Raw genomic sequence first — 15,028 nt, 5'->3', positions numbered from 1 at the left:
GGCGCCCGACGCACGGGCGGACTAAGGGGTGGCTAGGGGCTGTTAGGGGCGGTGACCGCGTATCCGCGTCGGTTACCGTCCTCCCTGCTGAAGCGACGCCGCCGGCTCCAGACGGAGGCGTCACGTACCGCGGCCATCCGGTGCTCCGCTGCGCCCGGACCGCGCACCGGCGGTCTCGGGTCGCACCGCCCGATGGTCCGTCCAAGCCCCTGGTCTGCCCGAGTTGGGAAGTGGGAAGTCATGAGTGGTCAGCCCTCGACGGTGTCCGAGTTCCCCGAGTGGCCGCGGTACGGCGACGAGGAGCGAACCGGACTGATCCGCGCCCTCGAACAGGGCCAGTGGTGGCGGATGGGCGGCAGTGAGGTCGACTCCTTCGAGCGGGAGTTCGGTGACTACCACGGCAGCCCCCACGCGCTCGCCGTCACCAACGGCACCCACGCCCTGGAGGTCGCGCTGGAGGTGCTCGGCGTCGGCCCCGGTACGGAGGTGATCGTCCCGGCCTTCACGTTCATCTCGTCCTCGCTGGCCGCCCAGCGTCTCGGCGCGGTCGCCGTGCCGGTCGACGTCGACCTGGACACCTACTGCCTCGACCCCGCCGCCGTCGAGGCCGCGATCACCCCGCGTACCAAGGTGATCATGCCGGTGCACATGGCCGGGCAGTTCGCCGACATGGACGCGCTCGACAAGCTCGCCGCCGACGCCGGGGTGGCGCTGCTACAGGACGCGGCACACGCCCACGGCGCGCAGTGGCGGGGCCGGCGGGCCGGCGCGCTCGGCTCGGTGGCCGCCTTCAGCTTCCAGAACGGCAAGCTCATGACCGCCGGCGAGGGCGGAGCGGTCGTCTTCCCCGACGAGGAACTGCGCGAGCGGGCATTCCTCGTGCACAGCTGCGGCCGGCCCCGCACCGACCGCGACTACCTGCACGGCACCACCGGCTCGAACTACCGGATGGGCGAGTTCGCCGCCGCCGTGCTGCGCGCCCAGCTGACCCGCCTTGACGAGCAGATCGCGCTGCGCGAGCAGCGTTGGCCGCTGCTGTCGAGCCTGCTCGCCGAGATCCCGGGCGTCGTCCCGCAGACGGTCGACCCCCGCACCGACCGCAACCCGCACTACATGGCGATGTTCCGCATTCCCGGGATCGGCATCGAGCGCCGCCGTGCCGTGGTGGACGCGCTCATCGCCCGGGGCGTCCCTGCGTTCGTGGCGTTCCGGGCGATCTACCGGTGCGAGGGCTTCTGGATGGCCGACGCGCCCGACGAGTCGGCAGAGGTGATCGCGGCCCGCTGCCCCAACACCGAGCAGATCCACTCCGACTGCGTCTGGCTGCACCACCGCACGCTGCTCGGCACGGAGCAGCAGATGCACGAGATCGCCGCCGTGCTCGCCGACGTCCTCGCCGGATGACGGCCCGGCCCCCGGCCACGTCCGACCGGCCGGTGCGGGTCGCGGTGGTCGGCCTCGGCTGGGCCGGGCGGGAGATCTGGCTGCCCCGGCTCGCCGCACACCCCGGCTTCGAGGTGGTCGCCGTGGTCGACCCGCAGCCCGTGGCGCGCGACCAGGCCCGCGACACCCACGCCGTCGCGTCCGCGTACGCCGACGTCGAGGACCTGCCCGCCGGAACGGTCGACCTGGCGGTGGTCGCCGTACCGAACCACCTGCACGCGGTCGTCGCCGTCCGGCTGCTGCGCCGGGGCGTACCGGTGTTCCTGGAGAAGCCGGTCTGCCTGACCTCCGCCGAGGCGGGCATCCTGGCCGATGCGGAGCGTGACGGCGGCGCGGTGCTGCTGGCCGGCAGCGCCGCCCGTTACCGGGCCGACATCCGGGCGCTGGCCGACGTGGTCGGCGGGCTGGGCCCGGTCCGACACGTCGATGTGGCCTGGGTCCGCGCCCGAGGGGTACCCGACGCGGGCGGCTGGTTCACCCGCCGCGACCAGTCCGGCGGGGGTGCGCTGGTGGACCTCGGCTGGCACCTGCTCGACACGGTGCTGCCGCTGCTCGGCCCGGCCCGGGTCACCCACGCGATCGGCAGCGTCTCGGACGACTTCGTCAACGACGTCGCCGCCCACGCCGCCTGGCGCGGCGGGGCCGACACCGCAGGTCACGTTTCCGGCGACGTCGAGGACACCGCCCGGGGGTTCCTGCTCACCGACACCGGCGCCTCGGTCGCCCTGCACGCCTGCTGGGCCTCGCACGAGTCGCTGGACCGCACCACCGTCACCGTGCACGGCGCCGCCGGGTCGGCGACGCTGCGCTGCACGTTCGGCTTCAGTCCCAACCGGGAGCCCACGCCTGTGCTGACGCGTACCCGCGACGGCCGGACCGCGCGGCTGCCGCTGCCCGCGGAGCCGATCGGCGCAGAGTACGACCACCAGCTCGACGCCCTGCCCGGGCTGCTCGCCGACCCGGCAGCCCGAGGCGCGGCCGTCGTCGAGGCCCGCCGGACCATCGACATCATCGAACGGATCTACCAGTGCGCCCGGCCCACCCGGCCGGAGCGCCAGCACGCACTGGTGGGCCATCGCGCCGGGTGAGAACCACCGTCGGCCCCAACCGCTTCCGGGAGCAGCTATGAGCCGTCCATCGTCCACAGTCGAGGTGACCCCGCCGTCGCCGGCGCGCGGGCCGATCCGCGCGGTCGTGTTCGACCTCGACGGCGTCATCGTCGACAGTTCGGCCGTCATGCGTGAGGCGTTCAGCATCGCGTACGCCGAGGTGGTGGGCGACGGGCCGGCGCCGTTCGACGAGTACAACCGGCACATGGGCCGGTACTTCCCGGACATCATGCGCCTGATGGGGCTGCCCCTCGAGATGGAGGAGCCGTTCGTCCGTGAGAGCTACCGGATGGCCCACCTCGTGCCGCTCTTTCCCGGCGTCCGGGAGACCCTCGAGACTCTGCACTCGCGGGGCATCCGGATGGGGATCGCCACCGGCAAGGCCGGCCCGCGGGCCCGCTCCCTGCTCGACCAACTCGGCGTGCTGGGCCTCTTCGGCCAGGTGATCGGCTCCGACGAGGTGGCCCGTCCCAAGCCTGCCCCGGACATCGTGCTCCAGGCGCTGGACAACCTCGACGTGCCGCCGCACGAGGCCATGATGGTGGGCGACGCGGTGATCGACCTGCTCAGCGGCCGGGACGCCGGGGCGACGGCCGTCGCCACGACGTGGCACGGCGGGGACATCGCGGCGCTGCTCGCCGCCGGCCCCGACCTGGTCGTGCACGCCCCGGCGGAGTTGCTGGCGCACTGCCCGGCGGCCCTCGTCCACTGACCCGGACCGGAGCGTGCCGGGCTGCTCGCGCGAGCCCGGCGCGCTCCGGTCCGGGCCTGCCGGCGGGCGGTGGTCAGCGTGTCCCGCTGACCGCCTCGGGGCCGGCTTCCAGGAAGCGCAGCATGCCGGTAGCCAGGATCTCGGCGACGGGGGCCGGGACCAGATCGGTACGGATGGTGACCCGCAGGAGGACACTCCCGTCGCCGGGCAGCACCTCGGCGACGCAGGCACCGGACCACTCCCGGGCGTACGGCTCGACGACCTCCTCGGTCCGGCAGCCGGGCAGGTCCAGCGGGAGGACGAGGTTGTCCTGGTAGGCGAACGAGGGCAGGCTGTCGATCACCTTGCGGGGCAGGTCGAGGACCGGGTCGTCGGTGACCATCTCCAGGAAGGAGACGTCCTGGGCGGCCATCAGCTCGTCCGCCGTCTGCTGGAGGGCGCACATCAGGCCGTTCTCCGGGTCACCGAACCGGACCCGGAGACAGTTGCTGCTGATCCTGCTCGTGAAGGCGGAGTCGAGGACGCGGCTGCCGCGCTGGGCGACGATCATCAGCAGGGCGATGTCGTCCTGCCCGTGGATGGCGCGCAGCGCCGAGGCGTAGGCGGCGGCGAAGTAGGTGGACCGGCTGAAGCGGTGTTCACCGGCGGCCCGGTCCCAGCGCCGCACCAGCTCGGGCGAGACAGCGACGATGTGCCCGGTCTTGGGGCCCCAGGGCGGGGTCTGTTCCAGGATCTCCTGCGGCCGGCCCTCGCCTTGGCGGGGTAGGTCGCGGAGTTGTTCGCGCCAGTAGGTTCGTTGGGTTTGCAGGTCGGCGGCGTTGCGGAGGCGGGTGTGTTCGTCGTGGGTCTGGTGGAGTGTGGGTGCGGGGTGTGTCCAGGTGGGGGTGTGGCCGGCGTGTCGTGCGGTGTAGGCGTGGTTGAGGTCTCGTACGAGTAGTCCGTATGACCAGCCGTCGAAGGCGATGTGGTGGATGCCGACGCCGAACAGGATTCGGTTGGTGGTTTTGTTTCGGATCAGGGCGGCGCGCCAGTTGCGGCCCTGGGTGTAGTCGAGGGGTTGTTGTACTGCCTCGGCGAGTTGGTCGAGGGCGTCGTGTTCGGTGGCGGCGTCGGCGAGTAGCCGTAGCTGTGGCATGCCGGGGTTGGGTGGGATGATTGCGGTTGGTGGGTCGGTGCGCCGGTAGCGGGCGTGCAGGGCCTGGTGGCGGTGGTGTATGTCGCCGAGGGCGGCCATCAGGGCGCGTAGGTCCAGCTCACCCTCGATCCACCAGGTGGTCGGGCAGACCAGTTCGAAGGGGAGCACGACGCACTTCGCGACGGACGGGGTCAGCGGGACGGGCTTCGACGGGCCGGGACGGCCGGTGACGGACGGCGCCGGCTCGGCCCCGGGGCGGCGGGGGGCGGTGGCGAGCCAGCGGGCCAGCTCGTGCGGGGTGGGCGTGCGGTGGATCTGCGAGACGGGCACCACCACGTCGGCGGCCTCGTCGAGGGCGACGGCGACGGCGGCGGACTGCAACGACGTGCCGCCGAGGTGGAAGAACCCGTCGAGTGCCCCGACCCGGTCCAGCCCGAGCACCGTCGCGAAGATCCCCGCGACGAGGCGTTCGGAGTCGGTGGCCGGTTCGGTGTACGGCACGTCGAGGTCGGGACGACGCGAGCCCGGTTCTGGTAGCGCCCGCCGGTCGATCTTGCCGGTGCCGCCGGTGGGTAACCGGTCCAGGACCATGATCACGGCAGGGACCATGTAGGGCGGGAGCACCGCGGCGGCGTGTGCCCGCAGGTCGGCGGTGACGGGGACGCGGCCGTCGCGTCCGGTGACGTAGCCGACGAGCCGGGCGATGCCCTGGTCCTCGCGACGGGTGACGACGGCGGTGCCGACGTCCGGATGCTGTTCGAGAGTCGCTTCGATCTCACCGAGTTCGATCCGGATGCCGTTGACCTTGACCTGATGGTCCATCCGGCCGAGGATCTCCAGCGCTCCGGCGGCGTTCCACCGGCCGAGGTCGCCGGTGCGGTAGGCGGTCCCGCCGCCGTACGGGTCGGTGACGAACCGCTGGGCGGTCAGTTCGGGGCGGTTGAGGTAACCGTCGGCGACGCCGGCGCCGGTGATGAGGATCTCGCCGGGAACGCCCATGGGGACGAGGTCGAGATTGGCGTCGACGACGCGGATCTGCCGGTTGGGCATGGGTCGGCCGATGGGCACGTACGCGCCGGGCCAGCCCTGCGACGCGTCGAACCAGGTGCAGGCGACGGATGCCTCCGCGGGCCCGTACGCGTTGATCAGGCGGGCACCGGCGGCCGTCCAGCGGTGTGCCATGCGGGGCGGAATGGGTTCCCCGGCGAGGGTCACGCACGTCAGGCTGGGGCAGTCGGCGGGATCGACGGCGGCGAGGTTCGTGGGTGGGCAGAACGCGTGGGTGGCCTGCTCCTTGGCGATCAGCTCCGTCAGCCGGCGGGCGTCGAGCAGGTCGTCGCGGGAGCTGACGACGACGCGGGCACCGGAGGTCAGCGCGGTGTAGATCTCGCCGAGGGCCACGTCGAAGACCGGGGAACAGGAATGGAGCATCCGGCTGTCCGGCCCGACCGCGCACTCCTCCCGCATCCAGGTGACGAAGTTCGTCAGGTGCTCGTGGGTCAGCACGACACCCTTCGGTGTCCCGGTCGAGCCGGACGTGTAGATCACGAACGCCGGCCGGGAGGGGGCCACCACCGGCAGGTCGGCCGCCTCGGCCGCCGCCACGGTGGGCCGGTCGGCATCGAGGGCGACGACCCGTACGCCGTCAGGTCTGGGGACACGCGGGGCGACCTCGCCGACGGTGAGGACGACCCGGGCGCCGTGGTCGGCCAGCAGCATCCGCATCCGCTCCGCGGGCCAGGACACGTCCATCGGCGTGTACGCCGCCCCCGCCCGCAGCACCGCCAGGGTGGCGACGAGCGTCCACATGCTGCGGTCCAGCGCCAGCGACACCACGTCCCCGGGCCGTACGCCCATCGACCGCAGCCGCGCGGCCAACTCCCCCGAGCGACGGGCCAGCTCCGCGTACGTCAGCACCTCCCCGGCGGCGACTCCGGCCACCGCGTCCGGCGTGCGTCGCGCCCATTCGAGCACCAGCTCGTGCAGCGGCGCACCTGGCACCGGGCGGGCCGGCCCCCGGCCCCACGCGAGCAGCCGCTCGCGCTCGGTCGCGCCCAGCAGCGGCAGCGCGCCCAGCGGCACCCCGGGTTCCCGGACCCCGGCCGACAGCAACGACACGGTCTGGTCCACCAGGCCCCGCACCCAGTCCGCCGAGAAGCCGTCGGCGGTGTAGTCCACCCGGAGCGCCGACCCGTCCCCCGCGACGGTCACCAGGATGTCCACGTCCACCACGTCCGGCCCCACCTCGGCCACCGGGGCGTCCACCAGCCCGACCACCACCGGCCCCGCCGCGCCCGCGCTGCGCGCGACCGGTCCGGCCAGCGCCGTGGCCACCCGCGACGTCAGCTCTCCGAAGCCCGGTTCGTCCGCGACGTCGACCCGCAGCACGCCGCCCGACGACAGGCCGACCGCCACCTCGGCCTGGCCGGTGTACCGGGCCAGCACCCCCAGCAGACCGGCCAGCAGCACCGGGCCGGGGGAGCGCGCCCCCTGCGGGACGGGCGGGTCGACCCGCCGGTAGGCGGAGGCCGCCCGGGCCGGCCACGCGGCCGGCCGGCGCAGGTCCCCCATCAGGTCGAGGATCTCGAAGCCGGGCCCAGCGACATCCGTGGCCTGCGCACCGACGATTCCGACAGACATTGAGCCAGCCTCCGATCAGGGCCGGCGCCACCCAGAGGGGTGCGCCGGAAGGGACAACCACGAACTCTCGGGACAACGGGCCGCATGCCACGCGGCGACGAGCGGTCCGGTACGCAGGGGCGGACGGTCAGCCGGCGGTGGGCGCACCCGCCGGCCCGTCTTCGAGGAAGCGCAGCATGTGGTGGTTCAGCTCCTCGGCGAAGCTGTACGGCAGGTAGTCGGTGCGGATGGTGACGCGCAGGAGGGCATGGTCGACGCGGGGCAGCACCTCGACCGTGAGCCCGTTGGGCACCTCCCGGGCGTACGGGTCGACGACCTCCTCGGCCCGGCAGCCGGGCAGCTCCAGCGGCACCACCACGTTGTCCTGGAACACGAACGTCGGCAGGCTCGCGACCACCTCGCCGGAGAGCCCGGCGGCGGGATCGTCGGCGGTCTCCGCGAAGGGAACGTCCTGGGCCCGCATGAGATCGCGGATCGTCTCGTCGACCCGCAGGACCAGCTTGTCGTCGTGCGGCCCGTCGAAGCGCACCCGCACACAGTTGAGGTTGAGCCGGGTGGTGAACGCGGAGTCGAGGACGCGGCTGCCGCGCTGGGCGACCACCATCAGCAGGGCGATGTCGTCCTGCCCGTGGATGGCGCGCAGCGCCGAGGCGAAGGCCGCCACGAAGTAGCTGGATCGGCTGAAGCGCTGGTCGCGGGCGGCCCGGTCCCAGCGGTCGAGCACCTCGGGGGTGACGGTGACGGTGTGGCCCGCCTTCGGTCCCCAGGCGAGGGCCTGTTCCAGGGGCGCGGTGGCCGGGCCCTCGCCTTGGCGGGGTAGGTCGCGGAGTTGTTCGCGCCAGTAGGTTCGTTGGGTTTGCAGGTCGGCGGCGTTGCGGAGGCGGGTGTGTTCGTCGTGGGTCTGGTGGAGTGTGGGTGCGGGGTGTGTCCAGGTGGGGGTGTGGCCGGCGTGTCGTGCGGTGTAGGCGTGGTTGAGGTCTCGTACGAGTAGTCCGTATGACCAGCCGTCGAAGGCGATGTGGTGGATGCCGACGCCGAACAGGATTCGGTTGGTGGTTTTGTTTCGGATCAGGGCGGCGCGCCAGTTGCGGCCCTGGGTGTAGTCGAGGGGTTGTTGTACTGCCTCGGCGAGTTGGTCGAGGGCGTCGTGTTCGGTGGCGGCGTCGGCGAGTAGCCGTAGCTGTGGCATGCCGGGGTTGGGTGGGATGATTGCGGTTGGTGGGTCGGTGCGCCGGTAGCGGGCGTGCAGGGCCTGGTGGCGGTGGTGTATGTCGCCGAGGGCGGCCATCAGGGCGCGTAGGTCCAGCTCACCCTCGATCCACCAGGTGACCGGGACGACGACCTCCAGCGGCGACATCAGGCACTTCGCCACCTGCTGCGCGAGCGGGACCGGTCCCGGGCGCTGCCGGGCCTGTCCCACGGTCGAGCCGGTGTCCGTGCGGCGGGGGGCGGTGGCGAGCCAGCGGGCCAGCTCGTGCGGGGTGGGCGTGCGGTGGATCTGCGAGACGGGCACCACCACGTCGGCGGCCTCGTCGAGGGCGACGGCGACGGCGGCGGACTGCAACGACGTGCCGCCGAGGTGGAAGAAGCCGTCGCGGGCACCGACCCGCTCGATGCCGAGCACGCTCGCGAACACCTCCACGACGAGGCGCTCGCCCTCGGTGGCCGGCTCCACGTACGGCACGCCGAGATCGGGGCGTTGGGCGCCGGGTGCGGGAAGGGCACTCCGGTCGATCTTGCCGGTGCCGCCGAGGGGGAAGCGGTCGAGGACGACGACGGCGGCGGGGACCATGTAGCCGGGCAGGTGGGCCGTGGCGTGGTCGCGCAGGTCGCCAATGCCCGGGGCGCGGCCGTCGCGCCCGGTGACGTACGCGACGAGCCGGGCCACGCCCCGGTCCTCGCGGCGGACGACGACGGCGGTCTCCACCTCCGGGTGCTGGGCGAGGATGCTCTCGATCTCGCCCAGCTCGATGCGGATGCCGTTGACCTTCACCTGGTGGTCCATCCGGCCGAGGATCTCCAGTGCGCCGGCGCTGTTCCACCTCCCCAGGTCGCCGCTGCGGTAGGCGAGCCCGCCGCCGTACGGGTCGGTGACGAACCGCTGGGCGGTCAGTTCGGGACGGTTGAGGTAGCCGTCGGCGACGCCGAAGCCGGCGATCAGGATCTCCCCGGGAACCCCGACCGGCATGAGGTCGAGGTTCGCGTCGACGACGCGGACCTGCCGGTTCGGCATCGGCCAGCCGATCGGTACGTACGCGCCACCCCACCCGGCCGACGCGTCGAACCAGGTGCACGCCACGGCGATCTCGGCCGGCCCGTACGCGTTGACCACCCGCGTGCCCGCCGTCAGCCACCGCTGGGCCAACCGCGGCGGGACGGCCTCGCCGCCGAAGATGATGCAGCGGAGGCCGGGACAGGCGGCCGGGTCGAGCGGGGCGATGTTGGTGGCCGGGCCGAACGTGTGCGTGACGCCGTGGCTGTTGACCAGGTCGGTGAGCCGGCGCGCGTCGAGCAGATCGTCGCGCGGGCACACGACGACGCAACCCCCGCCGGTGAGCGCGGCGAACATCTCCCCGAACGCGGCGTCGAAGACCGGTGCCGCCGAGTGCAGCATCCGGCTGCCGGGGCCGATCGCGCATTCGTCGGTCATCCACGCCAGGAAGTTCGTCAGCCTCTCGTGCGACAGCACCACGCCCTTCGGCGTGCCTGTCGAACCCGACGTGTAGATGACGAACGCCGGAGCGTCCACCGGCACCACCGGCAGATCCGCCGCCGCACCGGCCGGTACCGTAGGCCAGCCGTCGTCCAGCGCCACCACCGTGACCCCGTCCCCGACGGGGATCCGGGGCGCTACCGCACCGACCGTCAACACCACCCGCGCCCCGTGGTCGGCCAGCAGCACCCGCATCCGCTCCGCCGGCCACGACACGTCCATCGGCGTGTACGCGGCACCCGCCCGCAGCACGCCCATCGCCGCCACCAGCGACCACAATCCGCGCTCCAACGCCACGGACACCACGTCACCGGCGCGGACACCCACCGACCGCAGGTACGCCGCCAGCAGTCCGGACCGGCGATCCAGCTCCCCGTACGTCAGCACCTCGTCGCCCGCGACACCCGCCACCGCCTCCGGCGACCGCCGCGTCCAGCCCAGCACGAGCTCGTGGATCGGCTCAGCCGGGATCTCCCGCACCGGGCCGCGCCCCCACGCCAGCAACCGCTCCCGTTCCGCGGCATCCAGCAACGGCAACCTCGACAGGGCGACCTGCGGCGCCGCCGTCCCGGCGGAGACGAGCACCACTACCTGATCCACGAGTCCCCGTACGAACTGCGCGGAGAATCCCTCCACCGCGTAGTCCACCCGCAGCACGGATCCGTCCGCAGCCACGCGCACCACCATGTCGACGTCCACCACGGCCGGTCCCGTCTCCGCCACCGGACCGTCGGTCAACTCCACCGCCACCGGGTCCGGCCGGTCCGGGCCCGCCACCGGCACCGTCCACGCCAGTCCCACCCGCGCCGCCAACTCCCCGAATCCCGGGTCGCCCGAGACGTCCACCCGCGCCACCGACCCGCCGGCCGGGGCCGGCCCGAGCACCACCTCGTCCTGGCCGGTCCAGCGGGCCAGGACCGCCACGAGCCCCGCCACCACGACGTGCCCGGCCGGTGTCACGCGCGACGGCCAGGCGGGCAGCACCCGGTGCACCGAGGCCGCCCGCGCGGGCCACACCGCCGGCCTCCGCAGGTCCCCCACGAGTTCCAGAGCAGCCGCGCCGTCCGCGGCCTGGGCGCCATCGAACCCGACAGACAACAGCTCAACCTCCGATCGAAAGGGGACGACCGAAAGGCTCAGGGCCGCGACGATCGGTCAGCCGGGATGCCGTACGCCGGACGGTGGGGGTGACGCGAGGCGCGTCGACGGGCGGCACTGCTCGCGGGCCACCCGATCCGGTGCGCTGAGAGTGGCAACGACGAGCCGACGGGGCCCGACCATACGAAGCGCTGTGCAGTGACGTACACCCCTAGAGATCGGCATGTCGACCCCTAGCGCGCCAGCCGGAGATCCCGCCCCCGGGCAGGCCGGGGACGTGGCGGCGGTGCAAGCCCGGCACCGGCCGCGTCGAGGCCGGGCCGGCAATGTCAGCCTGGCAGAGGGCGTGGCCGTGCGAGTCCGGGCCGTCGGCAGCGCGGGCTGCGACAGCGCTGTCCGGCGACTCCAGCCCTACCGAAGAACAGCTTTTCGGTCAGCCCGAGTCGATGGCCCCGCCTAGGAGTATCGGCGGCCCCGGCGGCGAAAGGGCCGTCCACGTTCGCCTGTCTGGCCCATCCCGGGGCAATGAGTAGTGACTAAGCTCCTTCGATCATGACTCCAGTCGGTGGCTGGAAAATCAGCCGCTGACCGGCGGTGTGCACCTCGCCGAGCGACGCCGGCCACAAGTCGGCCGGCTTCCCGGCCGGTCCAGCTCACGACCGTTCGGCCGGTGCACACTGCACGCCCGACTCTCGCGGCCGAGCGGCCGCATCAGGACCGGGAGCCCACGCCTGAGGCCATGTTCTCCGCTGTTCGTGGCCGTGGCGCACCGGTTTCAGCGCTACCCCGAGGCCCGCACCGGGCCAGCATGTCAGGAGATCAGATGCAGGTTCCCATCCAGGTACAGGTGTTCGCACACGACGGGGTGGTCCTGGCCCGACCGCCCGACCCGTCGGCCACCGCCGACAGCCCCTATCTCGCCGGCGCGGGCGCCGCTCTCCACAACGGCCTGGACATGATCACGGGTCTGCACCTGACCCTTCCGCATCAGTCGGCGGCCATCTGCAGCACCGGCTCCAGCGCGGACAAGTCACTGCGTCTGCTCAGCCGGAGTGGTTTGAAGACGCCCAGCGACCTGCGGGAGTTCCGTTCCGGCGCGCAGGCGGTGCGGTACGCGCGGGAAGCCGTCGAGCGGGGCGAGACGCTGGAGTTCCAGTTTCCTCCGCATGACCCGCTGCTGCGGGCCGCTCGCGCCCGGGTGCCCGCGGATCTGCTCGCCCGCCTCAACAACAAGACCGTGCTGGAGACTCTGGTCGCGCCGGAGTACCTGCCCCGCCGGCAGGTCGCCACCCCCGCCGAGGTGCGCCGGATCGTGGCGCGGGACCGCCGGCCGGCGGTCATCAAACCGGCCGGGGTCGAGGTGTCCAGCGGAATTGCGATCTTCACCCGTCGGTTGCGGGACCGGCGGAACCGTTCCCTGTTCAACCAGTTGGAACAGGTGAGCGAGCAGTGGATCGTCGAAGAGGAGGTGCCCTTCCAGACGATCTGGGGTATCCAGTTCGGCGTGACCGACAGCGGATCGGTGCACTACTTCGGATCGTCGGTACACCTGCCGCAGCCCACCTCGACGTGGGTCGGTTGTGTGATGGACGACGACCAGCCCCCGGAGGAGCTGGTCGAAGCGCTGACCGTAGGGGTCCGAAAGGCCAGTGAGCTCGGGTACCGGGGCTACTGCTCCTTCGACGCCGGGATCGGCCGCGACGGCGCCCTGCGGGTCATCGACCCGAACTTCCGGGTCAGCGGGGCCACCAGCTCGCTGCTGCACCGAAGCTCGCTGCTGGGCCGGCATCCGTGCGCCATGACCACGTTCTTCTCACTGGCCCCCGGCGTCGACGCCGAGCCGATCCTCGCGCCGTTCATCGACCGGGGGCAGTTCGTCGTGTTCATGCACCACGATCCGGCGGAGACGGACAACGGCCCGCTGCCGGCGACCATCGTCGGCATGGTCGGGGCCGCGGACCGGTACGCCTGCGGCGTGCTGGTGGCGCAGATCCAGCGGGCCCTGGGCGCCTGACGCGCCGGTCCGGGCCCGCTCGGCTCCGGCGGCTCGTCATCTGTTCGCCGGCCCGGCCGCCCCCGCGGCGCCGGCCGGCGAACGGGCACCCGGCCGTGTCGGCCTCACATGCCGGAAAGTGCGGTACGCACAGCGACCTCGGGGACACGGGCGACCAGTTCGACTCCGCCCGGTCCGTCCAGGACGAAGGACAGGCCCGAGGTTGCCTTCTTGTCCCGGCGCATCAGCCTGATCAGCTCGTCGTGGTCGACGCCGCCGGGCAGCGTGGTGTCGAGCCCGTAGCCCGCCACCACGTCGTGGTGCTCGGCCACCCGGTCGGCCGGTATCCGGCCGAGGACGCCGGCCAAGCGGCCCGCGAAGACCGTGCCGACGCCGACCGCCTCACCGTGGCGCATGCCGAAGTCGGTGGCCCGCTCCAACGCGTGCCCGAGCGTGTGGCCGTAGTTGAGGATGTGCCGCAGGCCGGAGTCCCGCTCGTCCGCGGCCACCACCCGGGCCTTCAACGCCACCGACGCGGCGATCTGCTCCGCCACCGGCCGGTCACGCAGATCACCGGCGCCGATGAAGTGCGCCCGGGCGATCTCCCCGTACCCGTTGCGCCACTCCCGCTGCGGCAGCGTCCCCAGGTGCTCGGTGTCGCAGAGCACCGCCCGGGGCTGCCAGTACACGCCCACGAGATTCTTGCCCTCCGGCAGGTTGACGGCGGTCTTCCCACCGACGCTGGCGTCCACCTGGGCCAGCAGCGAGGTCGGCAGGTGGATCACCGGTACGCCCCGGTGGTAGAGGCCGGCGGCCAGCCCGACCACGTCCGTGGTGGTGCCGCCGCCGCAGGAGACCACCGCGTCCGTCCGGGTCAGCCCGAACTCGGCGAACGCCCGGCAGAGCTGTTCCACAGTGGTCAGGTTCTTGTCGTGCTCGCCGTCGCGGGCCGGCACCACCCGGTGCGGCACGCCCGGGTCGGGCGTCCACTCCGGTGGCCGGGCCGAGACCACCACGACCCGCTGGGCGCCGATCCGCGCCACCTCCGCCGGGAGCCGGTGGCGCACGCCGGGACCGATCAGCACCGGGTACGACCGTTCCCCGAGTGCCACCTCGACGCGGGCCGGCTCGCCGGCGGGACGGTCAGGTACCGGCGCGTGCATGTGGTTGCTGCCTCCTCTGCGGAACGTGGGCCGGCGCGGTCGCGGCCGGGCTGCCCCGCACCATCGACAGGCGCAGCGCCAGCGCGGCCAGCGAGTCGACCTCCGGCCGGATGCCCCACCGATCGTGGGTGAGCTGCGCGTGGTGCGCCAGCAGGAACCCGGGAGGCGCTGTCGGGTGGTCGTGGCCCACCACGTCGGTCACCCGGTCCAGGTAGCGCTGCCACGCCACTGCCACGTCCCCGCCCAGCGGTAGGTCACCGGCCGACAGGACGATCTTCTCCGCCCCGGCGTCGGCCTGCGCGGCCAGGTCCCGCCGCTGCGCGCCGGTGAGCCGCTGGCTGCGTTCCTGCCAGTGCAGGAACAGGAACGCCAGGCGGTCGGCCGCCGGCATCAGCCCGGTCAGGTGCCGCAGGTGCGCCACGGCCAGCGGCAGCTCGCCGCCGGCCAGCCAGGGCACGTCGCCGCCGAGCAGGGTGAGGGCCAGTTCGCTGCCCGCGAACGCGAGCGGGCCGCCCCGGGCGGGGTCGCGCACGACGCACCGGTCCCCGGCGAGGGACGTCCCCGGGTCGTAGGCGAGCAGCCCCGCCCGTACCGCGTCGAGCGCGGCGGGGGCGGCATGGAAGCCGAGGCTCAGCCGCCCGGCGGGGGAGTTCTCCGGGTCGAAGAACCAGTCCATGCCGGGATCGGCCCGGCGGGCGGCGGCGACCAGCCCGGTCAGGACGGTGCCGACCAGCTCGGTCAGCCGCGTGCCCGGGCAGCCGCCGGCCGGTACGGCCGAACGGGCGAACAACCAGCAGCGTTCCAACGACGGCACCTCGGCTGACGGGCGGGTGGAGCACGGGATTCGACGGTCCGCGGGGGTCGCCCCATCATCGGCCCGCAGGCCCGTTCCACCACCCGATCGGCGCTCCGAACTGGGGACGACTTAGGGGGTGACAGGGGTAGGACACCGGCAGGGTGCTCGGAAGACTTGGGCCGCTACGGCGAGCGAGGTCTACGCCGCGGATGAGGAGTCTCGCCGA

The 15,028-nt window shown here is 73.1% G+C and carries 8 protein-coding genes; 4 read left to right on the top strand and 4 right to left on the bottom strand.

From position 1 onward, the window contains the following. The first annotated feature begins 240 nt into the window (after nt 1-240). From KSK32_RS31675 to KSK32_RS31665, 3 genes are read left to right on the top strand one after another with little or no spacing between them, the layout of a single operon-like run. Nucleotides 241-1,404, top strand: a complete 1,164-nt coding sequence (locus tag KSK32_RS31675) for a DegT/DnrJ/EryC1/StrS family aminotransferase (RefSeq protein ID WP_216935522.1) — start codon at nt 241-243, stop codon at nt 1,402-1,404. Beyond that, on the top strand, nt 1,401-2,531 hold the full coding sequence (locus tag KSK32_RS31670; protein ID WP_216935520.1) for a Gfo/Idh/MocA family protein: 1,131 nt from the start codon (nt 1,401-1,403) through the stop codon (nt 2,529-2,531). Before KSK32_RS31675 ends, KSK32_RS31670 begins: the two co-directional genes overlap by 4 nt. A gap of 37 nt (nt 2,532-2,568) precedes the next feature. Continuing rightward, nucleotides 2,569-3,264 carry an HAD-IA family hydrolase gene (locus KSK32_RS31665; RefSeq protein WP_254187274.1) on the top strand — a complete coding sequence of 232 codons (696 nt, stop codon included), beginning with the start codon at nt 2,569-2,571 and terminating at the stop codon, nt 3,262-3,264. A gap of 73 nt (nt 3,265-3,337) precedes the next feature. Here the strand turns inward: KSK32_RS31665 and KSK32_RS31660 are convergent, their stop codons facing one another. Both KSK32_RS31660 and KSK32_RS31655 read right to left on the bottom strand, forming a co-directional pair. Continuing rightward, entirely contained in the window at nt 3,338-7,039 is a 3,702-nt protein-coding gene (locus KSK32_RS31660) for an amino acid adenylation domain-containing protein (protein WP_216935519.1), read from the bottom strand. A 127-nt stretch (nt 7,040-7,166) separates the two neighbouring features. Beyond that, nucleotides 7,167-10,850, bottom strand: coding sequence for an amino acid adenylation domain-containing protein (locus tag KSK32_RS31655; protein ID WP_216935517.1), 3,684 nt, complete (start codon nt 10,848-10,850; stop codon nt 7,167-7,169). Between the two features lie 823 nt (nt 10,851-11,673). Here KSK32_RS31655 and KSK32_RS31650 point away from each other — a divergent pair. Then, nucleotides 11,674-12,864: an ATP-grasp domain-containing protein gene (locus KSK32_RS31650; RefSeq protein ID WP_216935515.1), complete on the top strand. Its 1,191-nt coding sequence runs from the start codon at nt 11,674-11,676 to the stop codon at nt 12,862-12,864. 104 nt (nt 12,865-12,968) lie between these two features. Here KSK32_RS31650 and KSK32_RS31645 read toward each other — a convergent pair whose 3' ends face one another. Both KSK32_RS31645 and KSK32_RS31640 read right to left on the bottom strand, forming a co-directional pair. Further along, entirely contained in the window at nt 12,969-14,006 is a 1,038-nt protein-coding gene (locus tag KSK32_RS31645; RefSeq protein WP_216935513.1) for a 3-dehydroquinate synthase, read from the bottom strand. Beyond that, entirely contained in the window at nt 13,987-14,820 is an 834-nt protein-coding gene (locus KSK32_RS31640; protein WP_289256456.1) for a hypothetical protein, read from the bottom strand. The genes KSK32_RS31645 and KSK32_RS31640 overlap by 20 nt, the downstream gene beginning before the upstream one ends. Nucleotides 14,821-15,028 lie beyond the last annotated feature (208 nt).

Origin of the sequence: Micromonospora sp. WMMB482 (genome assembly GCF_019038635.1) — a bacterium.
In the GTDB taxonomy this organism is placed as follows: Bacteria; Actinomycetota; Actinomycetes; order Mycobacteriales; family Micromonosporaceae; genus Micromonospora; species Micromonospora marina.
This window is presented reverse-complemented; position numbering and strand designations above follow the sequence as displayed.

Excerpts from the sequence above, each read along its gene's own strand:
- KSK32_RS31645 (WP_216935513.1), bottom strand. The coding sequence starts at position 14,006 with ATGCACGCGCCGGTACCTGACCGTCCCGCCGGCGAGCCGGCCCGCGTC.
- KSK32_RS31675 (WP_216935522.1), top strand. The coding sequence starts at position 241 with ATGAGTGGTCAGCCCTCGACGGTGTCCGAGTTCCCCGAGTGGCCGCGG.
- KSK32_RS31660 (WP_216935519.1), bottom strand. The coding sequence starts at position 7,039 with ATGTCTGTCGGAATCGTCGGTGCGCAGGCCACGGATGTCGCTGGGCCC.
- KSK32_RS31665 (WP_254187274.1), top strand. The coding sequence starts at position 2,569 with ATGAGCCGTCCATCGTCCACAGTCGAGGTGACCCCGCCGTCGCCGGCG.
- KSK32_RS31670 (WP_216935520.1), top strand. The coding sequence starts at position 1,401 with ATGACGGCCCGGCCCCCGGCCACGTCCGACCGGCCGGTGCGGGTCGCG.
- KSK32_RS31650 (WP_216935515.1), top strand. The coding sequence starts at position 11,674 with ATGCAGGTTCCCATCCAGGTACAGGTGTTCGCACACGACGGGGTGGTC.